Origin of the sequence: Helicobacter pylori FD535, assembly GCF_000296015.2 — a bacterium.
GTDB classification, from domain to species: Bacteria; Campylobacterota; Campylobacteria; order Campylobacterales; family Helicobacteraceae; genus Helicobacter; species Helicobacter pylori_CT.
This window is the reverse complement of sequence record NZ_AKHP02000036.1, coordinates 1-20,656: the sequence shown is the minus strand read 5'-3', so window position 1 is coordinate 20,656 and position 20,656 is coordinate 1. Positions and strand designations below refer to the sequence as shown.

The 20,656-nt window shown below is 39.7% G+C and carries 19 protein-coding genes; 11 read left to right on the top strand and 8 right to left on the bottom strand.

Features of this window, described 5'->3' with window-relative positions:
• Nucleotides 1-6: 6 nt before the first annotated feature.
• Both proC and fic read left to right on the top strand, forming a co-directional pair.
• The gene (gene proC, locus DV63_RS0209375) at nucleotides 7-780 is read left to right on the top strand and encodes a pyrroline-5-carboxylate reductase (protein WP_000404558.1); all 774 of its coding nucleotides are present in this window, start codon (nucleotides 7-9) and stop codon (nucleotides 778-780) included.
• A gap of 27 nt (nucleotides 781-807) precedes the next feature.
• Nucleotides 808-1,341, top strand: a complete 534-nt coding sequence (gene fic / locus DV63_RS14220; RefSeq protein ID WP_000549886.1) for a protein adenylyltransferase Fic — start codon at nucleotides 808-810, stop codon at nucleotides 1,339-1,341.
• An 89-nt stretch (nucleotides 1,342-1,430) separates the two neighbouring features.
• On the opposite strand, the gene ybeY is transcribed toward fic, so the two are convergent.
• The 3 genes from ybeY to DV63_RS14205 form a co-directional block, all read right to left on the bottom strand.
• Nucleotides 1,431-1,853 (bottom strand): rRNA maturation RNase YbeY, encoded by a 423-nt coding sequence (gene ybeY, locus DV63_RS14215; RefSeq protein WP_000889551.1) that lies wholly within the window; start codon nucleotides 1,851-1,853, stop codon nucleotides 1,431-1,433.
• A 54-nt stretch (nucleotides 1,854-1,907) separates the two neighbouring features.
• The gene (locus DV63_RS14210; protein WP_000516081.1) at nucleotides 1,908-2,402 is read right to left on the bottom strand and encodes a flavodoxin; all 495 of its coding nucleotides are present in this window, start codon (nucleotides 2,400-2,402) and stop codon (nucleotides 1,908-1,910) included.
• An 89-nt stretch (nucleotides 2,403-2,491) separates the two neighbouring features.
• A complete protein-coding gene (locus DV63_RS14205; RefSeq protein WP_017179780.1) occupies nucleotides 2,492-3,073 on the bottom strand; it encodes a DedA family protein in 582 nt (193 codons plus the stop codon).
• A gap of 124 nt (nucleotides 3,074-3,197) precedes the next feature.
• Between DV63_RS14205 and ccoS the strand changes: the two genes are divergently transcribed.
• Complete coding sequence (gene ccoS / locus DV63_RS14200; protein WP_001090952.1) at nucleotides 3,198-3,389, top strand: cbb3-type cytochrome oxidase assembly protein CcoS; 192 nt, start codon at nucleotides 3,198-3,200, stop codon at nucleotides 3,387-3,389.
• 25 nt (nucleotides 3,390-3,414) lie between these two features.
• Nucleotides 3,415-4,383 carry an NAD(P)-binding domain-containing protein gene (locus tag DV63_RS14195; RefSeq protein WP_001071024.1) on the top strand — a complete coding sequence of 323 codons (969 nt, stop codon included), beginning with the start codon at nucleotides 3,415-3,417 and terminating at the stop codon, nucleotides 4,381-4,383.
• Between the two features lie 204 nt (nucleotides 4,384-4,587).
• Here the strand turns inward: DV63_RS14195 and DV63_RS14190 are convergent, their stop codons facing one another.
• Nucleotides 4,588-5,748 (bottom strand): HP1165 family MFS efflux transporter, encoded by a 1,161-nt coding sequence (locus DV63_RS14190; RefSeq protein ID WP_000944823.1) that lies wholly within the window; start codon nucleotides 5,746-5,748, stop codon nucleotides 4,588-4,590.
• A 63-nt stretch (nucleotides 5,749-5,811) separates the two neighbouring features.
• Here DV63_RS14190 and pgi point away from each other — a divergent pair, with 63 nt between their 5' ends.
• Nucleotides 5,812-7,449 (top strand): glucose-6-phosphate isomerase, encoded by a 1,638-nt coding sequence (pgi, locus tag DV63_RS14185; RefSeq protein ID WP_000957601.1) that lies wholly within the window; start codon nucleotides 5,812-5,814, stop codon nucleotides 7,447-7,449.
• Between the two features lie 305 nt (nucleotides 7,450-7,754).
• Nucleotides 7,755-9,170 (top strand): outer membrane beta-barrel protein HofH, encoded by a 1,416-nt coding sequence (hofH, locus tag DV63_RS14180; RefSeq protein WP_000710242.1) that lies wholly within the window; start codon nucleotides 7,755-7,757, stop codon nucleotides 9,168-9,170.
• 379 nt (nucleotides 9,171-9,549) lie between these two features.
• Here the strand turns inward: hofH and DV63_RS14175 are convergent, their stop codons facing one another.
• On the bottom strand, nucleotides 9,550-11,643 hold the full coding sequence (locus DV63_RS14175; RefSeq protein WP_172635380.1) for a carbon starvation CstA family protein: 2,094 nt from the start codon (nucleotides 11,641-11,643) through the stop codon (nucleotides 9,550-9,552).
• Nucleotides 11,644-11,822: 179 nt separating this feature from the next.
• Between DV63_RS14175 and DV63_RS14170 the strand changes: the two genes are divergently transcribed.
• From DV63_RS14170 to DV63_RS14150, 5 genes are all read left to right on the top strand, one after another.
• Nucleotides 11,823-12,476, top strand: a complete 654-nt coding sequence (locus tag DV63_RS14170) for an amino acid ABC transporter permease (protein WP_001162511.1) — start codon at nucleotides 11,823-11,825, stop codon at nucleotides 12,474-12,476.
• Nucleotides 12,477-12,478: 2 nt separating this feature from the next.
• The gene (locus tag DV63_RS14165) at nucleotides 12,479-13,150 is read left to right on the top strand and encodes an ABC transporter permease subunit (protein ID WP_000538508.1); all 672 of its coding nucleotides are present in this window, start codon (nucleotides 12,479-12,481) and stop codon (nucleotides 13,148-13,150) included.
• 1 nt (nucleotide 13,151) lies between these two features.
• Nucleotides 13,152-13,898, top strand: a complete 747-nt coding sequence (locus DV63_RS14160; RefSeq protein WP_000111291.1) for an amino acid ABC transporter ATP-binding protein — start codon at nucleotides 13,152-13,154, stop codon at nucleotides 13,896-13,898.
• A gap of 48 nt (nucleotides 13,899-13,946) precedes the next feature.
• Complete coding sequence (locus tag DV63_RS14155; protein ID WP_000856039.1) at nucleotides 13,947-14,780, top strand: transporter substrate-binding domain-containing protein; 834 nt, start codon at nucleotides 13,947-13,949, stop codon at nucleotides 14,778-14,780.
• A 121-nt stretch (nucleotides 14,781-14,901) separates the two neighbouring features.
• Nucleotides 14,902-15,453 carry a hypothetical protein gene (locus tag DV63_RS14150; RefSeq protein ID WP_001015381.1) on the top strand — a complete coding sequence of 184 codons (552 nt, stop codon included), beginning with the start codon at nucleotides 14,902-14,904 and terminating at the stop codon, nucleotides 15,451-15,453.
• A gap of 243 nt (nucleotides 15,454-15,696) precedes the next feature.
• On the opposite strand, the gene DV63_RS14145 is transcribed toward DV63_RS14150, so the two are convergent.
• The 3 genes from DV63_RS14145 to DV63_RS18385 form a co-directional block, all read right to left on the bottom strand.
• Nucleotides 15,697-16,920 carry a sugar MFS transporter gene (locus DV63_RS14145; protein WP_001174174.1) on the bottom strand — a complete coding sequence of 408 codons (1,224 nt, stop codon included), beginning with the start codon at nucleotides 16,918-16,920 and terminating at the stop codon, nucleotides 15,697-15,699.
• 128 nt (nucleotides 16,921-17,048) lie between these two features.
• Nucleotides 17,049-18,356, bottom strand: coding sequence for an NCS2 family permease (locus DV63_RS14140; RefSeq protein ID WP_000505494.1), 1,308 nt, complete (start codon nucleotides 18,354-18,356; stop codon nucleotides 17,049-17,051).
• Between the two features lie 458 nt (nucleotides 18,357-18,814).
• Nucleotides 18,815-20,656 (bottom strand): outer membrane protein (locus DV63_RS18385; RefSeq protein ID WP_020982437.1); only part of this gene is annotated, 1,842 nt, incomplete at its 5' end.

The following is a 20,656-nucleotide window of genomic DNA, read 5'->3' as shown; positions in this document are numbered from 1 at the left end:
TGCGTCATGGAAATCTTACAATTCATCGGCTATGGGAATATGGCTCAAGCGATTTTAGAAGGCTCTCATGAAACTTTATCCAAGCGTTTTATTTTAGAGGTTACTGGGCGAAACCCTGAAAAAATCGCCCCCTTTTTACAAGAAAAAAACATTCAAGCGCGCATCATTCCCTATAAAGACGCTATTGATATACACCAAAAATTCGTGTTTTTACTTTTTAAGCCTTATAACCTTAAGGATTTTAATTATCAAGGGCAAGCTAAAAGCGTTTTGAGCGCTTTAGCTGGCGTGGGTTTTGAAGCTTTAAGCGATGCGATAAATTCTTTACATTACTTAAAATGCATGCCCAATATTGCGAGCAAGTTCGCCCTTTCTTCTACAGCGGTGTGTGAAAAATCGCCCATGCCCTTAATAAGCCAAAAGGCTTTGAGTGTTATTGAGAGTTTTGGGAATTGCGTGCGAGTGGGCAATGAAGAGCAGGTTGATTCCAGCGTGGCGACAAACGGGAGCGCGCTCGCGTTTTTAAGCTTGGTAGCGAGCAGTTTAAAAGATGCCGGTATTAGAGAGGGCTTGAACGCTAGAGATTCTTTAGAATTGGTGAAAATGAGTTTCAAAGGCTTTGCCAAGCTGTTAGAAAAAGAACGCCCCGAAATGATTATAGAGCAAATTTGCACCCCCAAAGGCGCAACGATTGAAGGCTTGAGCGTTTTAGAAAAAAAGGGGGTTAGGGGAGCGTTTATCAAAGCATGCCAAAAGAGCGTGAAAAAAATGCGCCTCTAAAAATTACACTCTTAAAAAATAAGCGCGATGCATTTAGACAGGCAGAGTTTAGAAAAAGCCAAGCATTTGATCCAAAGCGGTCTGATTGACACCATAGAAGTAGGCACGATCAAGGGCTTGCAAGAAATCCATCGGTTTTTGTTTGAAGGATTGTATGAATTTGCTGGGAAAATCAGGGATAAAAACATTTCTAAAGGGAATTTCAGGTTCGCTAACTGCTTGTATTTGGATTTGATTTTACCCAGAATTGAGAGCATGCCGCAAAATAATTTCAATCAAATCATAGAAAAATATGTGGAAATGAATATCGCTCACCCTTTTTTGGAGGGTAATGGCAGAGCGACCAGGATATGGCTTGATTTGTTGCTTAAAAAGGAATTGAAAAAAATCGTGCTTTGGGATAGGATTGATAAAGCCGCTTATTTGAGCGCTATGGAAAGGAGTCCTGTGAATGATTTGGAAATCAAAACGCTTTTAAAAAAACATTTGAGTTCTCATATCAACGATCCCTTAACTTTCATTAAAGGCATCACGCAGTCGTATTATTATGAAGGGCTTTGAAAAATCCCCAAAAGCGTTTTTTCAAATCTTAAAAATACCCTTTCTTAAAAATTAAAAGCTTTATTTGTCAGCGTTAGAGCCATCTAAAATTAATCCTGTGTCCGTTCAATCAAACTCAAAGGCAAGTTAAACGCTTTAATGAGTTCGCTCTCTTTTTGGCGTTGTTCGCCCTTATCTTTTTCATGGTCATAGCCTAACAAGTGCAACACCCCATGAATGAATAAAAGAGCGATCTCCTCTTCTAAGTTATGCCCTAATTTCATGGCGTTAGTTTGAGCTAATGGCGCATTAATCACCACGCTCCCTAAAGGGGTGTGAGGAATCGCTTCTAAAGGGAAGCTCAAAACATCGGTAGAATAATCGCAACCCCTTAAATCCCTGTTAATCTCTCGCATGGTTTCACCGCTCACCAAAATAAGCTCAATGATTTGAGTGGGGGCTAAAACATTTGCGATTTTTTCTAATAATAAAAAGTCTGATTCTAGCGGGGTTTGGTTGTCTATTTCTAGCATTAAAGATATAAAAAGAAATTTAAAAAAGCCCTAAAACTTAGGGCTTATAAAAAATTAAGCGAAAGAACCTTTAACTTGTTCTACCCATTTTGAAATCCTCTCATCAGTGAGATCGTCTTGATTGTCTTCATCAATCACAAGACCCACGAATTTACCTCCTTCTACCGCTTTAGAAGCTTCAAAATGATAACCATCAGTAGAAGTTTGCCCTACCACTTTGCCGGATTTAGCTTTTTCATAGATGTGGAAAATGCCTTCCGCAAAAGTTTCGCTGTAAGTGTCTTGATCGCCCAAGCCTACAAGCCCAATGGTTTTATTCGCAAAATCGCTCGATTCTAGCGTGCCTAAAAAGTCTTCCCAATCTGTTTGCAAATCGCCCGCACCGGCGGTTGGAGCGACTAAAATAACCTTTGTAAAGCTATTGAATTGCTCTTTAGAAGCCTTAGCCACATCAACCACTTCGGCATTACCAATAGCCTTGCTGATTTTTTCAGCGATAGCTTCAGCGTTCCCGCTGTCTGTCCCAAAAAAGATACCAATTTTTCCCATATTCCAATCCTTGTGTTTAAAGATATAACGCACCCACTTTTAGCGAATGCTTGTGGGCGTAGTTTAGCGCATTTAATTAAACATCTTGCTTAAAAACCCATTTTGCGCGAATATCGTTTCAATAAAAACCATATTAAAAGCACTATAAGAACAAAACTCATGACAAAAAACGAAGTGTAATGAGAAAGCCTTTCATACAGCGTTTTCACCCAATCGCTCGCTTTAAAAGAAACGCTCCCCACGATTAACGCCCACAAAAAACTGGAAAAAACATTAAGCCATAAAAATCTTTTTAAAGGGTATTTGCTAAAACCAACCGCTAAAGGCACAACGCTTTTAATCCCATACAAATACTTATTGACAAAAATCATGAGCAAGGCGTAGCGTTTCACCCACAAACTCGCTAAAGCAAGCTTTCTTCTATGCTTTTGGAAATACTTTAAAAACTCTCTTTTTTGATAGCGAGCAAAGACTACAAGAGCCCCACTCCCTACCATATTCCCTAAAAAAGCGACAAGAATGGTTATTTTTATATCTAAAGCGTGCGTGGTAGCACTCAAAACAGAAGCGATGACAATCCCCACATACCCGCCCCCTAAAGAATATAAAAACAAAATAAGATAACCCCACTCCTTAAAACCCTCTTGAAAACGCAACAACGCTTCTTGCATCAAAACCCTCTTTTGATTTCGTTTTTATTTTCATGTTATCCAAACTTATTCAACCTATTGGTGATTTAAACGCTATCTTTTAGTATAATGACAGCGTTATCCTAATAACCTAAAAGATATAGAGATGAATACAGAAATTTTAACCATCATGTTAGTTGTCTCAGTGCTTATGGGATTGGTAGGCTTAATAGCGTTTTTATGGGGGGTTAAAAGCGGTCAGTTTGACGATGAAAAACGCATGCTTGAAAGCGTGTTGTATGACAGCGCGAGCGATTTGAACGAAGCGGTTTTACAAGAGAAACGCCAAGAGAATTAAAAAGAATTAAAATAAAAGGATAGAAATGAACCAAGAAATTTTAGATGTATTGATAGTGGGTGCAGGACCTGGGGGCATTGCCACGGCCGTAGAATGCGAAATAGCCGGCGTTAAAAAAGTGCTTTTATGCGAAAAAACCGAAAGCCATTCAGGCATGTTAGAGAAGTTTTATAAAGCCGGTAAAAGGATTGATAAAGATTATAAAAAGCAAGTCGTAGAGCTTAAAGGGCATATCCCTTTTAAAGACAGCTTTAAAGAAGAGACTTTAGAGAATTTCACTAACCTTTTAAAAGAACACCACATCACGCCAAGCTATAAAACCGATATTGAGAGCGTGAAAAAAGAAGGCGAATACTTTACAATCACCACCACTTCTAATACAACCTATCATGCTAAATTTGTGGTGGTTGCGATCGGGAAAATGGGCCAGCCCAACCGCCCTACTACTTACAAAATCCCTGTCGCGCTCTCCAAACAAGTGGTTTTTAGTATCAATGATTGTAAGGAAAATGAAAAAACCCTTGTGATCGGCGGAGGCAACTCAGCGGTGGAATACGCCATTGCTTTGTGCAAAACCACCCCTACCACCCTCAATTACCGCAAAAAAGAATTCAGCCGCATCAATGAAGACAACGCTAAAAACTTGCAAGAAGTCCTAAACAATAACACGCTTAAAAGCAAGCTTGGAGTGGATATTGAAAGCCTAGAAGAAGATAGCACTCAAATTAAGGTTAATTTCACCGATAACACGAGCGAGAGTTTTGATCGTTTGCTGTACGCGATCGGCGGCTCTACCCCTTTAGAATTTTTTAAACGCTGTTCTTTAGAATTAGATCCCAGTACCAATATCCCTATAGTGAAAGAAAATTTAGAGAGCAACAATATCCCTAATTTATTCATCGTGGGCGATATTTTATTCAAATCAGGGGCGAGCATCGCTACCGCTTTAAACCATGGCTATGATGTTGCTGTAGAAATCGCTAAAAGGTTGTAGTCTTATATTTTATTTAGCAAAACTCATTTCCTTAAGGGGATAGGGGATATTTTGCGATAATACCCCCTTAACCCCCTTAATAAACCCCCTAACCCCCAAGACCGCTTTTTTAATAAGTTATCACTTGACTAGCGTCAAGCTCTTTTATATTTTTATTTAAAAAAATACTTTTTGGCATTTTTTACATTTTATGTTCAATATTCATCACTCATCAAACGGCTTAGTCTTATACAAAAAGAAAAAGAGCATGATAAGCGTTAGGGCAAAATGCATGGTTATGATAGTTAGGGGCGAAAAGTAACGCAGTTCCAGACTGCTGAGCGATAAAATTAGCACAGAGACCACGCGCACACAGCTTGATAAAAGCGATGAGAGCGATGAAATGTTGTTTTTAGAAACAAATTTGGAGAATTGATACCCCAAGCAATAACTCATGTAAGTGAAAAACGCCACCATGAGCGCATACACCCCTATAAATAAATAAGGGATATTCATAAGCAACAAGGGGCTAACGCCTAGTAACACCAAAAGCGAACTTAGGGCGATTTTTTGGCTGTAATTTTTGGCTTTTAAAAAATGAATGAGAATAGAAATCACTTGAAAAGCAATATAGAACATAAAAAGGTATTGCTCTTTAATGCCTTGTTTTAAAAAATACGCTTGCCACATTTGAAAATGGCTCATAAAAAAGACGGGCGTAATCAAATGCCCCACTAACAAAATTTTAAGCCTGGGGTTATCTTTAAGCTCTTTAAGACTGCCTTTAACTTGCTCTTTAAGGAGTTTCAAACTTTTTTGGTTTTTAAAATCCCCTTCTTTTTCTTTAAAATAAACAATGATCGTTAGTGCACAAAGCATGATTAAAAAAATCCCAACGATATACAGCATCGCATGGACTTTGAGATACAAAAACGACCCCAAAGAACTCCCTATAATCATGCCCAAATAAGCGATTTGATTGTTTTTGGCTAAAAACCGGGACAAATCCTTTTTATTTTCTTTAATATCTGTGATGAGTGAAGCTTCAATCGTGCCGCTAGAGCATGCGCTATACAAACCATACAGCCCCCATGCTAAAAGCATGAAAACAAAGCTATCAAAAAACAGCACAAACGAAAAACTAGCGATTAAAAAGACATTAGAAACAAGGAATAAATTTTTCCGGCTCATCAAATCCGCTAAAACACCGCTTGGGTATTCAGCCACTAGCACGCAAAAGCTAAAAAAGGTTTGCACGAGCAGGATTTCACTCAAACTAAGCCCTTTAGAAAGCAACAAGGGGGTTAAAATCGCATGGGGTAAGCTTTGAGCGATGATTAAGAGAAAATTCGCCCCATAGTAAGCTAAAATGTTTTTTCTTAACATTTGAAAATTGTAATTAAAACTAGCTTATAATACAGCGTTATATCTTTTAATTAAGGGGTATTGATGCTAACCCAATTAAAAACTTATCCAAAATTACTCAAACATTATGAAGAAATCAAAGAAGCGCATATGCGTGATTGGTTTTCTAAAGACAAAGAGCGAGCGAGCCGTTATTTCGTGCAATTTGAAAGCTTAAGCCTGGATTATTCCAAAAACCGCCTGAACGACACCACTTTAAAGCTTCTTTTTGAATTAGCGAACGACTGCTCTTTAAAAGAAAAGATTGAAGCGATGTTTAAGGGCGAAAAGATCAACACCACCGAAAAAAGGGCCGTTTTACACACCGCTTTAAGAAGCTTGAATGACACTGAAATTTTACTAGACAACATGGAAGTGTTAAAGAGTGTTAGGAGCGTTTTAAAACGCATGCGAGCCTTTAGCGATAGCGTGAGGAGCGGTAAAAGATTAGGCTATACCAATCAAGTGATCACCGATATTGTCAATATCGGCATTGGGGGGTCAGATTTAGGCGCTTTAATGGTTTGCACCGCCCTAAAACGCTACGCCCATCCGAGATTAAAAATGCATTTTGTGTCTAATGTGGATGGCACACAGATTTTAGATGTTTTAGAAAAACTCAATCCAGCCAGCACGCTTTTTATCGTGGCTTCTAAGACTTTTTCCACTCAAGAAACCTTAACCAACGCCCTAACCGCTAGAAAATGGTTTGTAGAAAGAAGCGGCGATGAAAAGCATATCGCTAAGCACTTTGTAGCGGTATCCACCAATAAAGAAGCCGTCCAACAATTTGGCATTGACGAGCATAACATGTTTGAATTTTGGGATTTTGTAGGGGGGCGCTATAGCTTGTGGTCGGCTATTGGCTTATCCATTATGATCTATTTAGGGAAGAAAAATTTTAACGCTCTTTTGAAAGGAGCGTATCTAATGGATGAGCATTTTAGAAACGCCCCTTTTGAAAGCAATTTACCCGTTTTAATGGGGCTAATTGGCGTGTGGTATATCAATTTTTTCCAATCCAAAAGCCATTTAATCGCTCCTTACGATCAGTATTTAAGGCATTTCCCTAAATTCATTCAGCAATTAGATATGGAAAGCAATGGCAAACGCATCAGCAAAAAAGGCGAAATCATCCCCTATGACACATGCCCTGTTGTTTGGGGCGATATGGGCATTAACGCTCAGCACGCCTTTTTCCAGCTCTTGCATCAAGGCACGCATTTAATACCCATTGATTTTATCGCTTCCTTAGATAAAAAGCCTAACGTTAAAGGCCACCATGAGATTTTATTCAGCAATGTTTTAGCACAAGCGCAAGCCTTCATGAAAGGCAAGAGTTATGAAGAAGCGCTTGGGGAGTTGCTCTTTAAAGGATTAGACAAAGATGAAGCCAAAGATCTAGCCCACCACAGGGTGTTTTTTGGCAACCGCCCCTCTAATATCCTTTTACTAGAAAAGATTTCACCAAGCAATATGGGGGCGTTAGTGGCTCTTTATGAGCATAAAGTCTTTGTGCAAGGGGTTATTTGGGATATTAACAGCTTTGATCAATGGGGCGTGGAGCTTGGGAAAGAACTGGCCGTGCCGATTTTACAAGAATTAGAAGGGCATAAAAGCAACGCTTATTTTGACAGCTCCACTAAACACTTAATAGAATTGTATAAAAACTACAACCAATAGGCTTTGTTTTATAACAAAATAAAACCTAAAAACAATAAAACAAAGCTCAACCCTATTCTCAAGCGATTCATTCAAAATAATCCGTTACTCGTAACGGATTTTAGCGCCATATATTAGCCATTTGAATTTAAAGAGAGTAAATTTTCCACAAATTAATCGTTTTTAGCTTTTAAAAGCTTGACTTTCTCATCATATGCATTATTTTACATATTATAATTATTTCAAAGCTAAGAATAATAAAAATCAAAGAATAGATTTATCTTTAAAAGTATTTGCATTTATCAATCTCATTTTAGGAGGCATGCATGAAAAAGGCAAGTCAGGTTTTATTCTTTGGGGCATTTTTAAGCTCTTCTTTACAAGGTTTTGAAGCTAAGCTCAACGGCTTTGTGGATCAATCCAGCACTATCGGTTTTAACCAGCATAAAATCAACAAAGAAAGAGGTATCTACCCTATGCAGCAATTCGCAACGATTGCGGGCTATTTAGGGCTTGGTTTTAGCCTGTTACCCAAAAAGGTTTCAGACCATGTTCTAAAAGGCAAAATAGGGGGCATGGTGGGATCTATTTTCTATGACGGCACGAAGAAGTTTGAAGACGGATCTGTGGCTTACAACCTCTTTGGTTATTATGATGGGTTCATGGGGGGTTATACAAACATCTTACAAAGCGATGATTTAGCGACACAAAACATGAAACACAATAAAAATGTCCGCAATTATGTCTTTAGCGATGCGTATTTAGAATACGCTTATAAGAATTATTTTGAAATAAAAGCCGGACGCTATCTCTCCACTATGCCTTATAAAAGCGGTCAAACGCAAGGCTTTCAAGTTTCTGGGCAATACAAGCATGCACGCTTGACTTGGTTTAGCTCTTTTGGGAGGGCGTTCGCTTACGGTTCGTTTTTAATGGATTGGTTTGCTGCACGGACCACTTACAGCGGAGGCTTTACCAAAAACGATAAGGGAGGTTATGACAGCCATGGGCGAAAGGTGCTTTATGGCACGCATGCGGTGCAACTCACCTATAAACCTCATCGTTTCCTCATAGAAGGCTTTTATTACCTTTCGCCTCAAATCTTTAACGCTCCGGGCGTTAAGATTGGTTGGGACTCTAACCCTAATTTTAGCGGCACGGGCTTTCGCTCTGATACAGCTGTCATAGGGTTTTTTCCCATTTACTACCCTTGGATGATCGTTAAATCCGACGGGAGTCCAGTCTATAGATACGACACGCCTGCCACTCAAAACGGGCAAAATCTCATTATCCGCCAACGCTTTGATATCAACAATTACAATGTTTCCATCGCTTTTTATAAAGTCTTTCAAAACGCTAATGGTTGGATAGGCAATATGGGGAATCCAAGCGGTGTGATAATGGGGAGTAACAGCGTCTATGCTGGTTTTACAGGCACAGCCCTTAAAAGAGACGCCGCTACCATTCTCCTTTCTTGTGGCGGCACTCATTTTGCCAAAAAATTCACATGGAAATTCGCCACGCAATATTCCAATTCAGTGGTCTCTTGGGAAGCGAGAGCGATGATCTCTTTAGGTTATAAATTCACTGAATACTTGAGCGGTAGCGTGGATCTTGCATATTATGGCGTGCATACTAACAAAGGCTTTAAACCGGGTGAAAACGGGCCTGTGCCTAAAAACTTCCCCGCCCTTTATTCTGACAGGAGCGCGTTATACACGGCCCTTATAGCGTCATTTTGATGCTATCACAAAATATAGTAGGCGTCATTTTGACGCTATGATCACAAAATATAGTAGGCATCTTTTGATGCTAATCTCCCACGATAGGATAAGCGTCTTTTAACGCTGTTTCTCTGATCTCTATATATAAAATTTCTTTTCAAGCAAAAGCCCTTTTTTTAATCATACCCATTAAGCAAAATATCCATCATCTTTAAACCATCTTTAAAATTGAGCTTTTAGCATTTTTTAGAAAATAATAAAGAGTTTGTTAAAAAGCAAGCGATAGCTTTTTAAAAACCCAAGCAGAAACCCCAAACTTCTTTAGTGTTTGCGCGCTTCACAAACAGGGTCAAACTTTTTTCTGTGGGTTTAAAGGGGGTTAAAACCCCTTTTTTATTCAAGAGGCTTTGATATAGGGCGTTTCAGCTAACGGCGGGTAAATTTTATTTTTAAAATAAGCGTTTGAGCAAATCCTAACGCTCACGATTAAAACTAGTAGCGCTACAAGCATGAAAAACACGCACAAAATCGCATCAATAGCGTGGTTAAAAAAGGATTTTTGGAGCGTTTTTAGTGCTTTTTCATCGGTAGTGGTAGCCATTTTTTCTTTGATGATTTGCATCTGCGCCACATGCGAAACATTATTCAGCACGCTGTCATCGCTCTTTGGCGCCACCTTTAAAATACCGCTATAAAAAGTGATGGATAAAATCAAAACTGCCGGCAAAGCGCTTACCATCGCCCCCTTAAAACGCCCCATTTTAAACAACACCACCGTAACCAACAACAACGCCATGCCCGCTAACATCTGATTGCTCACGCCAAATAAAGGCCATAGCGTATAAATCCCTCCTTTAGGGTCAATCGTGCCTTGATACAAGAAATACCCCCACCCTGCCACGCACAAAAGAGTGGCAAAAATCCCAGCCTTATAAGAGCTAAGATCGCCCAAAGGTTTATAAACATTACCGAGCAAATCTTGGATCATAAAACGAGCGGTTCGTGTGCCAGCATCCACAGCGGTTAAAATGAACAAAGCTTCAAACAAGATCGCAAAATGATACCAAAACGCCATCACGCTTGGATCCCCTAAAATGTGATACACAATCATCGCTAAACCGATCGCAAAAGTGGGCGCCCCACCGGTGCGGCTCAAAATGGAGCTTTCACCGATGTTTTTGGTCATCTCACTGATTTCTTCAGCACTGATACTAAACCCCCATGAGCTAATCACTGAAGCCGCATCAGCTATATCTTTACCGATGCTCACTTCTGGAGAATTGATAGCGAAATAAAGCCCTGGGTGCAAGATCCCTGCGCACACCAACGCCATAAGAGCCACAACGCTCTCCATCACCATAGAGCCATAGCCCACTAGCCTTGCGTCGCTTTCTTTAGCGAGCATTTTAGGGGTTGTGCCTGAAGAAATTAAAGCATGAAAGCCGCTAATCGTCCCGCAAGCCACCGTGATAAACAAGAAAGGGAACACGCTTCCTGCAAACACGGGCCCACTGCCATCTACAAAGGGCGTGATTTTAGGGATTTGTAAAGGCGGAGCGACAAAAACAATAGCCACAACCAACACCCCTATCACGCCAATTTTTAAAAAAGTGCTTAAATAATCTCGTGGAGCGAGTAAAAACCATACCGGTAAAATAGAAGCCACAAACCCATAGCCCATGATCATCCACGCTAAAGAGCTAGCCTCAAAAGTGAATATTGACGCTAATTTAGGATCTAAAGAAACGTATTTACCCGCATAAATCGCTATAATCAATAGGATAAAGCCAATAACAGAAACTTCCAAAATCTTATGCGGTCTGAAAAACCGCATGTAAAGCCCCATAAGAATCGCAATGGGAATGGTCATAGCGATCGTAAAAAAGCCCCAAGGCGAATGTGCTAAAGCCTTCACCACCACCATCGCTAAAATCGCAATGATAATGAGCATGATCCCTAAAATACCAAGACTGGCGATCATGCCTACAAATTGACCCATTTCAAGCTTGATCATTTCGCCTAAAGACTTGCCATCGCGCCTAATGGAAGCAAAAAGCACCACAAAATCATGCACGCAACCCCCTAAAACCGAGCCTATCAAAATCCATAAGATAGAGGGCAAGTAACCCATTTGAGCGGCCAGTATCGGGCCTACTAAAGGGCCAGCCCCAGCAATAGCAGCGAAATGATGCCCAAAAGTGATCGCTTTATCGGTTGGCACAAAATCCTTGCCATCATTCCTTACGCATGCAGGCGTGGCTCTGCTATCATCTAGCTTTAACACCCTATAAGCGATAAAATGGCTATAAAAACGATAGCCTATGCTATAAATGCAAGCGCTCGCTACTACAAGCCATAGTGTGTTGATGCTCTCGCCCTTGTGTAAGGCTAACACCCCTAAACAGATCGCCCCTAAAATAGCGGCAAAAACCCAAGCCAAAGAAACTAAACTTTTTTGCATGTCCTCTCCATTTAATGATTGTTTAACCATTGTTGTTAATTTCAGCCAGTTTTTTATTATAATTCAAATTTTTTGAATAGGGACTGAATGGCTCATAAACTTTCCATAATAAAGGCTTGGGTTTTTCTAAACTTCTAACAATTGGGGTAAATAAGAGCTGTTTTTAAACATGATGCTTTAAAGCGTCATTAATTTTAAGGTATAGCGTTATGGCATTAGATTGGGATTTTATGTTTCACTCCATCCCTGCGTTTCTTAAGGGGTTAGAACTCACGCTTTATATTTCTTTCTTTGGGATTTTGCTCTCTCTTTTAGTGGGGTTTTTGTGCGCGCTCATTTTGTATTTTAAAACGCACTTTATCTCCCCTATCGTCTATATCTATGGCGAAATCGCTAGGAACACGCCCCTACTCATCCAGCTTTTCTTTTTGTATTACGGGTTGAATGAAATCGGTTTGAGCGCTTTAGAGTGCGCGATCTTAGCGTTAGGGTTTTTGGGTGGGGGGTATATGAGTCAGAGTTTTTTGCTTGGGTTTAAAAGCTTAGCTTCCATTCAAAGAGAAAGCGCTTTGAGTTTGGGGTTTGGCCCTTTGAAAATGATGTATTACATCATTCTGCCTCAAAGTTTAAGCGTTTCTATGCCTTCTATAGGGGCGAATGTGATTTTTTTACTCAAAGAAACTTCTGTGGTGGGCGCGATAGCCCTAACCGATATTATGTTTGTGGCGAAAGATTTTATTGGCATTTATTACAAAACGACTGAAAGCCTTTTGATGTTAAGCGCCACTTATTTGATCGCTTTGCTCCCTTTAAGCGTTTTGTTTGTGGTCTTAGAGCGTTTCTTTAAAAAGAAAGTGGCTTAAAAATGGGAGTTTTACTAGAATTAGACAATCTTAAGCGTTTGTTAGAAGGGTTTGAGATCACTCTTTTGATCGCTCTTAGCTCTGCGGTTGTTTCAATCGTTGTTGGAATACTTTTGGGGAGCTTGATGGCGTTTGGTTCTAAAATAGTGGTTTTGGCGTGTCGTGTGTATTTAGAAAGCGTTCGCATTATCCCGCTTTTAGCATGGCTTTTTATTGTGTATTTCGGGTTAGCGAGCTGGTTTGATTTGCACATTAGCGCTGTTTGGGCGAGCGTTATTGTTTTTAGCTTGTGGGGTGGCGCTGAAATGATGGATTTAACTAGAGGGGTTTTAACTTCCGTGAGCAAACACCAAATAGAAAGCGCTCTGGCTTTAGGCATGGATTCAAAAAGGGTGATTTTTAACATTATTTTCCCCCAAAGCTTTTTGTCTTTATTGCCCTCAAGCCTTAATTTATTCACGCGCATGATTAAAACCACGGCTTTAGTCTCTCTCATTGGAGCGATTGATTTGTTAAAAGTGGGCCAGCAAATCATAGAGCTTAACCTCTTACGCATGCCCAACGCGAGCTTTGTGGTTTATGGCGTTATCTTAATGTTTTATTTTAGTTTATGCTATAGTTTGAGCCTGTATAGTTCCTATTTAGAAAAAAAATTCCAATACATTAGAGGGTAAAATGAGCGTGATTTTAGAAACCAAAGGGTTAAAAAAAACCTATCAAAACCATTTGGTTTTAGACGGCATCAATTTCACTTTAAATAAGGGTGAAGCGGCAGTGATTTTAGGGCCTAGCGGGTGCGGGAAAAGCACTTTTTTAAAATGTTTAAACGGGCTTGAAAAGATTGATGAAGGTGAAATCCTTTTTGAAAACACCAACCTTAACAATAAGGCCACTAACTGGAATAAAACGCGCCAAAAAATAGGCATGGTGTTTCAAAATTATGAATTGTTCCCGCATTTAAATGTGCTGGATAATATCTTACTCGCTCCTATAAAAGTGCAAAAACGATCCAAAGATGAGGCCATTTCTCAAGCCATAGAGCTTTTAAAGCGCGTGGGTTTGGAGCATAAACAACAAGCTTACCCTAAAGAATTGAGCGGCGGGCAAAAACAGCGAGTAGCCATCGTGCGCTCTTTGTGCATGCGGCCAAAAATCATGCTTTTTGATGAAGTAACCGCCTCTTTAGACCCTGAAATGGTTAAAGAAGTTTTAGAAGTGATTTTAGAATTGGCCACAACGGGCATGAGCATGGTGATTGTAACGCATGAAATGAAATTCGCGCAAAAAATCGCTCATAAAATCGTGTTTTTTGATAGCGGTAAGATCGCTGAAGAAAACAGCGCTAAAGAATTTTTTAATAACCCGAAATCTCAAAGAGCGCAAAAATTTTTAGAAACTTTCCATTTTTTAGGGAGCTGTTAAATAAAGTTTGCTAAAAAGATGATTTCAATTTCAAAAAAAGGTGTTTTTATGAAAACAAACGGGCTTTTTAAGGTATGGGGGCTGTTTTTAGTGTTAACCGCTTTAGTCTTTAGCGCTTGCTCTGACAGCCATAAAGAAAAAAAGGACGCTTTAGAAGTCATTAAACAAAGAGGGGTTTTAAAAGTGGGGGTTTTTAGCGATAAACCTCCTTTTGGCTCCGTGGATTCTAAAGGGGAATATCAAGGCTATGATGTAGTCATTGCTAAACGCATGGCCCTTGATTTATTGGGCGATGAAAATAAGATTGAGTTTATTCCTGTAGAAGCTTCAGCTAGGGTGGAATTTTTAAAAGCCAATAAAGTGGATATTATCATGGCTAATTTCACGCGCACTAAAGAAAGAGAAAAAGTCGTGGATTTCGCTAAGCCGTATATGAAAGTCGCTTTGGGGGTGATTTCTAAAGATGGGGTCATTAAAAATATAGAAGAGTTGAAAGATAAAGAGTTGATTGTGAATAAAGGCACGACAGCGGATTTTTATTTCACTAAAAATTACCCCAATATCAAACTTTTGAAATTTGAGCAAAACACAGAGACTTTTTTAGCCCTTTTAAACAATAAGGCTACCGCTCTAGCCCATGACAACACTTTATTGCTCGCTTGGATAAAACAACACCCTGAATTTAAATTAGGCATTACAAGCCTTGGCGATAAGGATGTGATCGCTCCAGCGATTAAAAAAGGCAACCCTAAGCTTTTAGAATGGCTGGATAACGAGATGGATTCCCTCATTTCTAGCGACTTCTTAAAAGAAGCTTATAAGGAAACTTTAGAGCCTGTTTATGGCGATGGAATCAAACCAGAAGAAATTATTTTTGAATGATTTTTTCAGGCTTTGTTTTCTTGATGGAGCGTGTTTTTGTTGCTAAATGAGCGGTTTTGTGATCTTTTTGTTTTTAATTTTGAGATATATTTGTTTAATTTTACATTGAAAGGATTTGTTGATGAATCATTTTTATAAGCGTTGTTTGAAATTTTCATTGGTTGGGTTGCTAGGGCTTTTGAGCGTTCAGCTTGATGCTAGGAGTTTTGTTGATGGGGATTTAGACATTCAAAAATTCAGCTATGAAGATTCTCTGCTTAAAAAGGGAGACCCTAATGGTGTGCATAAGGTGCAAGTGCGGGATTATAAAGGCAAAATGCAAGAAGCTGAGATCCACTCAGAAATACGCATCGCACTTAAACCGGGGGTTAAAAAAGAAGTTAAAAAAGGCAAGATTTATAGCGCTCAAATCAATGATGGCATGTGTTATGCTTTCAGAATGCTCCAAACCGGCGATAATACCACAGGTCTTGATTCTAAAGAATTTCCCAAGCAAAGCCGTGAAAAAAAGGGCCGAGTGATCACCTTAATCGGTAAAGATGAAGTGCCTTATCTTATTTTAGAAACCGATTGCCAAGTGGGTGATATTGCAAAGATCTCTTTGGTGGGTAATTTTGATGGCACCGGGTTTCTTACGGAGTATAAATTCAAAGACGCTAAGCCCATTTACTAATCTTCTTTTTTAAAAATCTCTTAATCTTTTGTGGTTAGGGGATTTTTTTATTCATTAGCAGTGTTTTTGATCGCATCTTAAAAATTTTAAAAACCCTGTTTGTGTTTTTGTCTCAAGTTGTTGTTAAAAAAGCTCTGTCCTCATCAAACACTGACAAATAAAACCTTATTAAATTTGGAATTTTTTGGATTTTTAAAACAAGCTAAAACAAAGAAAATAAAAGAGAAACCCCCCCCCTTTTTTTTAGGAGTTTTCTTCTTGCTTATACCCTTTAAGCGCAAAGAAGAGGATATAAAAATAGCACAACAACGGCACACCATAAGCGTAGAGCAAATTTGATTCGGTCGCTGTTAGCATGTCTGTAACCGCGCCTTGAATGGGGGGGATTAACGCCCCTCCCACAATCGCCATGCTAATCACCCCAGAAGCTTTAGAAGTGAGATGCCCTAAATTGAGCGTAGCCAAAGAAAAGATTGTAGGGAACATGATAGAGTTGAAAAAGCCCACAAAAGTCAGAGCGAATAAAGCGATCTTGCCTCCAATGATAATGGCTAAAGCGATGAGAACAATGGAGCTTAAAGCGTTGAAAGCCAGATATTTATTAGGGGCAATTTTATTCATCAACACACTGCCTAAGAAACGACCCACCATCGCGCCTCCCCAATAATACACCAAGTAATGCGCGCTTGATTGAGGGTCTAAATTCAAAAGCTTTTCAAAGCTTAGCACCAAGAATGAGCCAATCGCCACTTCTCCCCCCACATAGAAAAAGATCCCTAAAGCCCCAAAAACAAAGTGTTTGTGCGAAAACAGGTTTTTTTGCGTCGTCTCTTTGGGCATTTCTTTTTCCACATCAGGCAATTTCAAAAGATACATCACAAGCGCTAAAAGAAGTGAAAACGCCGCCAAACCCAAATAAGGCATTTGAACGCTTTTAGCGTCCGCTAATTTGTCTATCAAACTTGCATTATCGCCCATTTTAGTCGTGCTAAAAATCAACAAGCTCCCAAAAATAGGCCCTAAAGTTGTGCCAAGCGAATTGAACGCCTGGACTAAAACCAGGTTTCTGGCTTCTTTACCTTTAGAAAGCAAGGTTACAAAGGGATTACCAGCGGTTTGCAAGCACACAATCCCGCTCGCTAAAATAAACAACGCTCCTAAAAAAAACCCATAGGAGCCAAAATGCGCCGCCGGATAAAACAACGCGCACCCCGTCGCTGTGATCACAAAACCAAGCACCACACCAAAAGGGTAGCCGATTTTACTGATCACATTCCCAAAAACGCCTCCCATGATGAAATACGCCCCAAAAAAGCAAAATTGAATGAGCGAAGCTTCAAAATAGGTCAAGTCAAAAATGGGTTTTAAATGCGGGATTAAAATATCGTTTAAAACCGTGATAAAACCCATTAAGAAGAATAACGCTGTTAAACTCCCCAGCGCCAAAGTGTTAGAAGTTTTTTGCATACCATTTCCTTTTATTGAACTGATACAATAATAATAATGCTATTGTAATTGTTTTGAGATAATAAACTACCCAAATTAAGGAAAAAGCCACAAAATGGGTAAAAAATGCAAAGCTCTTTAAAAAGAGCTTAACGAAAGATAAACACAGAAACAGAAATGATGCAGAGAGTGATAACGCCAGAATTGATGGCTTTGAAGTCTTTTTGAACTAATTTGATGATACCATAAGACAAAAAGCCAAAGGCTAAGCCATCGGTAATGGAGAAGGTTAAAGGCATCATCACCACGGTTAAAAAAGTGGAAACGCTAACGGCCATGTCTTTAAAATTCACCCCCTCTAACACGCTAAACATCAAAACCCCCACTATCACTAGCACCGGGTAAATCGCATTGCTGGGAATGGCTTTTAAAAGAGGCAAGCAAAAGAGCGTTAAAACAAAAAACAGCCCGGTAAAAACCGCTGTAAGCCCTGTGCGGCCCCCCTCTTCAACCCCACTCGCGCTTTCTATAAAAGCGGTCGTGGTAGAAACGCCCACCACCGCACTCCCTAAGGAAGCCACCGCATCCGCTTCTAAAGTCCTTTCTAATTCCTTGTTTTTTTCTTCATCATTGAAAAAATCAGTCTTGTGGCCAATCCCTGCAAGCGTGCCTAAGGAATCAAACAAATCGGTTACAAAAAAAGTGATGATGACTGGCACTAACGCTAAAGTAAAAGTCCCGCTCGCATCAAAAAAAATGCCCTTAAAATCTAATTGAAAAGCGATAGGGCTAATGCTAGCGGGCATGGAAAAAAATTCGCTAGGGTAAGGAGCCAGTTTTAAAACCCATGCGAGAATGGAAGTGATTAAGACCGCTATGATAAAAGAACCCTTGATTTTGAGCGTGTAGAGCGCGAAAGTTAAAACGATCCCCACAACCCCCAATAACACATGCGGATCGCTAAAATCGCCTAAAGTTACAAGCGTAGCCTTATGGGTAACTACAATATGCATTTCTTTAAGGCCAATAAATGCGATAAAAGCCCCTATTCCCGCACTCACCGCGCGCCTTAAATCGCTAGGAATGCTTCGCATGACCCAACTTCTAAATTTGGTGAAAGACAGGATCACAAAAATCGCTCCAGAGAGCGCTACGACGCCTAAAGCACTCTGCCAAGGGAGTTTTAGCCCTTGAACCAGCCCAAAGCTAAAATAAGCTGACAGCCCTAAGCCCACGCTCATAGCGATGGGGGTGTTTGCCCACAATCCGTTAAACACGCTCGATAAGATAGTGATAATGGCCGTTGCACTCAAAAGGGCTTCATAAGGCATGTTGGCTTGAGAAAGGATAAGAGCGTTTAAGGGCACGATGTAAATCATGGTAATAAAGGTCGTTAAACCCGCTCTAAACTCGGTGGCAATGTTAGTGTTGTGTTCTTTAAGCTTGAAAAACCCCATGTTAGATAACTCCTTACTATTTGGTATAGATTAATTTAATAAGGGGCTTTAGAACTATGCTACCACTATTTTATTTTAAATTGCCTTAAGACGCTTGATTGTGTCGTTTAAATCAACAAAAGTGAGTAAAAAACCCTTTTTTTAGAAAAACTCCGCTAAAAATGATCGTTTTTAATGAAAACCGCAAAAAAGCTCATCTTGTAAGGTAATTTTATTCTTTAATGGTTTTTGAGAGAGCGTTTTTTAAATGTGGAAAGATTGTTGCAAAACAAACACCCCCATAAGCGCGATTATGGGGATAAATTCTAAAAAGGAGTTCGCCATGGAAAACTGAAAATGGCAAAAACATTATACCTTAAAATTTCTTTTTTTAAGGTTTAATTATCGTTTTTTAAAAATTTTTAGCTTGAGAGATTTTTGAGAAGTTTAACCCCCCCCCTTTTTTAAAAAGAGAGTTTTTAATAAGCAAACACGTAATTGAGATACACGCTATAAAGCCTTCGGTATTCTAGTTTGGTGTCTAGAAAAGAATAGTAATTCGTGTTAATGGTAGGGATTTTCACGCCCAATTCCATGCCATGTTGAGCCGCATGATGACTATCTTTTTTCTTAGGTCTAGCGAGATTGGTTCTCAAGCCCAAATTGAATAAAAATTGGAAGTTAGCCGTATTCACTTTAGCGCTATAGACATTGCTGATGGTTTTTAAATTCACGAATTGAGAATTAAGCCATGAAGTCCCTGCTAAGGCGATTCCTCCAAAAAGCCCCACTGAAATCTGGTTATTCTTGCCTAAAAAGTTGGTGTTTTTATCGTTGATGAAATTAAACAATAAATCGCTACCCACCCCATAAGTCCACACATCAGAAGCCGAGTTAAAGAAGCTAGATTTAATATAGGCGTGGTTGTAATCAAAGAAACCATAATACCTTAACCCCCATCTTTTCTTTTCTCCAAAAAATTGCTTATAACCCACTTGCACCCCAAGCCCGTTCATCGCCCCGTTATTGGTTTGAGAACTAATGATGCCCACCCGTTTGAAAGGGTTATGACCGAGTTCTTGAACAATGGCGTTAGCGAGGTTTTGCGCTTGATTGATTTGAGGCGTTTGGCTAGAAAAAGAAGCGTTGCTACTTTCTAGCGAAGTTAGAGTTTGTTTCACGCCCGCGCAACCTTTCCCCCAAGTGTCATTGGAAACGCTTTCATTTGAACCGCTGCATTCTTCTATATAATTTTTAAGAACTCCTGTAGAAATTCTATTGAAATCGCTCCCCACTTGATTGGCTAGTTTTAAAACCGCTGCTTGAGATTGAGCGTTTTTGAGCATGCTTTGAGCCAAAGCGATACTATCAGGGGAGTTGAGGTTGAAATCATGGGGTTGCGCGATGCTTTTTAGTGGGGTGGTCTTGAGTTGTTGGGTTTCTTTTACGATGTTTTGAGCGTTACTAATCATGTCTGAAATAGCGCTAAATTCCGTGCCAAAAACGCTGCACGAATTTTGGTTAGCACCTGTTTGCCATGAAGGGGTGTTTGCGCTATTAGTTCCACCATTACTACTAGAAGATTTCCCTTTCAACTGCGGGCAATTGTCTTGAAGGGTGTTGATGATGGTTTGGGCTTGGGTTAAAAGATTTTGCGCATCGTTAATATAAGTATCAGTTATGCTAACTGTAGTGTCAGCAGCATTGTTATTGGTATTATTGACATTAATGTTTTGAGCGTTAGTTCCTGTTTTAATGGTTACTTCCACTGTTGTTGTGTTGCTTAAAGCAGGGAGACCTTTTTTCAAAGCGGCTTGAATAATTTGATACGCTTTGTTGAGCGTTGCAAATTGTTCAATGGACAGATGAGAATTTTTGCCTGCTGGAAGTAACCCCACATGCCCACCGCAAGTGATCGAATCTGAACCTTGTCCTGGTTGGTTGTAAAAAGTTTCTGTGGTGTTATGATTGGGTTTATCCGTATAGCCTCCGCATATGACCGCATAAGCTATGCTATTCCATAACCCTACCGTGGATTTTAGCGCTAAAAGCGTGGCTTGATAGGCAGGGGAATTGTCTGTTTTATCCATTAAATTTTGCGTGTTTGCGTTTAAATTACCAATCGCTTGATTGATCGCTGTTGCACTGTTTGTGTTAATCTCTTGATTGGAGCGGCCATGATTAGCCAAAAGCTTGTTTAAGTTTTCATAAGCGTCTGAAAGTTTTTGCACCCTGTCGGCGTTTTTCACTTTTTGAACCGCTTCACCGATTTGATAGCCCACGCTTAAAAAAACGCCGTTGTCTTCAGCATGGAGCAATGA

What these genes read in the sequence shown, in the direction of transcription:
- DV63_RS14210 (WP_000516081.1), bottom strand. Translation starts at nt 2,402, where the DNA reads ATGGGAAAAATTGGTATCTTTTTTGGGACAGACAGCGGGAACGCTGAA.
- DV63_RS14150 (WP_001015381.1), top strand. Translation starts at nt 14,902, where the DNA reads ATGAATCATTTTTATAAGCGTTGTTTGAAATTTTCATTGGTTGGGTTG.
- DV63_RS14145 (WP_001174174.1), bottom strand. Translation starts at nt 16,920, where the DNA reads ATGCAAAAAACTTCTAACACTTTGGCGCTGGGGAGTTTAACAGCGTTA.
- DV63_RS14155 (WP_000856039.1), top strand. Translation starts at nt 13,947, where the DNA reads ATGAAAACAAACGGGCTTTTTAAGGTATGGGGGCTGTTTTTAGTGTTA.
- DV63_RS14190 (WP_000944823.1), bottom strand. Translation starts at nt 5,748, where the DNA reads ATGTTAAGAAAAAACATTTTAGCTTACTATGGGGCGAATTTTCTCTTA.
- DV63_RS14205 (WP_017179780.1), bottom strand. Translation starts at nt 3,073, where the DNA reads ATGCAAGAAGCGTTGTTGCGTTTTCAAGAGGGTTTTAAGGAGTGGGGT.
- DV63_RS14140 (WP_000505494.1), bottom strand. Translation starts at nt 18,356, where the DNA reads ATGGGGTTTTTCAAGCTTAAAGAACACAACACTAACATTGCCACCGAG.
- DV63_RS14195 (WP_001071024.1), top strand. Translation starts at nt 3,415, where the DNA reads ATGAACCAAGAAATTTTAGATGTATTGATAGTGGGTGCAGGACCTGGG.
- fic (WP_000549886.1), top strand. Translation starts at nt 808, where the DNA reads ATGCATTTAGACAGGCAGAGTTTAGAAAAAGCCAAGCATTTGATCCAA.
- DV63_RS14160 (WP_000111291.1), top strand. Translation starts at nt 13,152, where the DNA reads ATGAGCGTGATTTTAGAAACCAAAGGGTTAAAAAAAACCTATCAAAAC.
- proC (WP_000404558.1), top strand. Translation starts at nt 7, where the DNA reads ATGGAAATCTTACAATTCATCGGCTATGGGAATATGGCTCAAGCGATT.
- pgi (WP_000957601.1), top strand. Translation starts at nt 5,812, where the DNA reads ATGCTAACCCAATTAAAAACTTATCCAAAATTACTCAAACATTATGAA.
- DV63_RS14165 (WP_000538508.1), top strand. Translation starts at nt 12,479, where the DNA reads ATGGGAGTTTTACTAGAATTAGACAATCTTAAGCGTTTGTTAGAAGGG.
- DV63_RS14175 (WP_172635380.1), bottom strand. Translation starts at nt 11,643, where the DNA reads ATGGTTAAACAATCATTAAATGGAGAGGACATGCAAAAAAGTTTAGTT.
- hofH (WP_000710242.1), top strand. Translation starts at nt 7,755, where the DNA reads ATGAAAAAGGCAAGTCAGGTTTTATTCTTTGGGGCATTTTTAAGCTCT.
- ccoS (WP_001090952.1), top strand. Translation starts at nt 3,198, where the DNA reads ATGAATACAGAAATTTTAACCATCATGTTAGTTGTCTCAGTGCTTATG.
- DV63_RS14170 (WP_001162511.1), top strand. Translation starts at nt 11,823, where the DNA reads ATGGCATTAGATTGGGATTTTATGTTTCACTCCATCCCTGCGTTTCTT.
- ybeY (WP_000889551.1), bottom strand. Translation starts at nt 1,853, where the DNA reads ATGCTAGAAATAGACAACCAAACCCCGCTAGAATCAGACTTTTTATTA.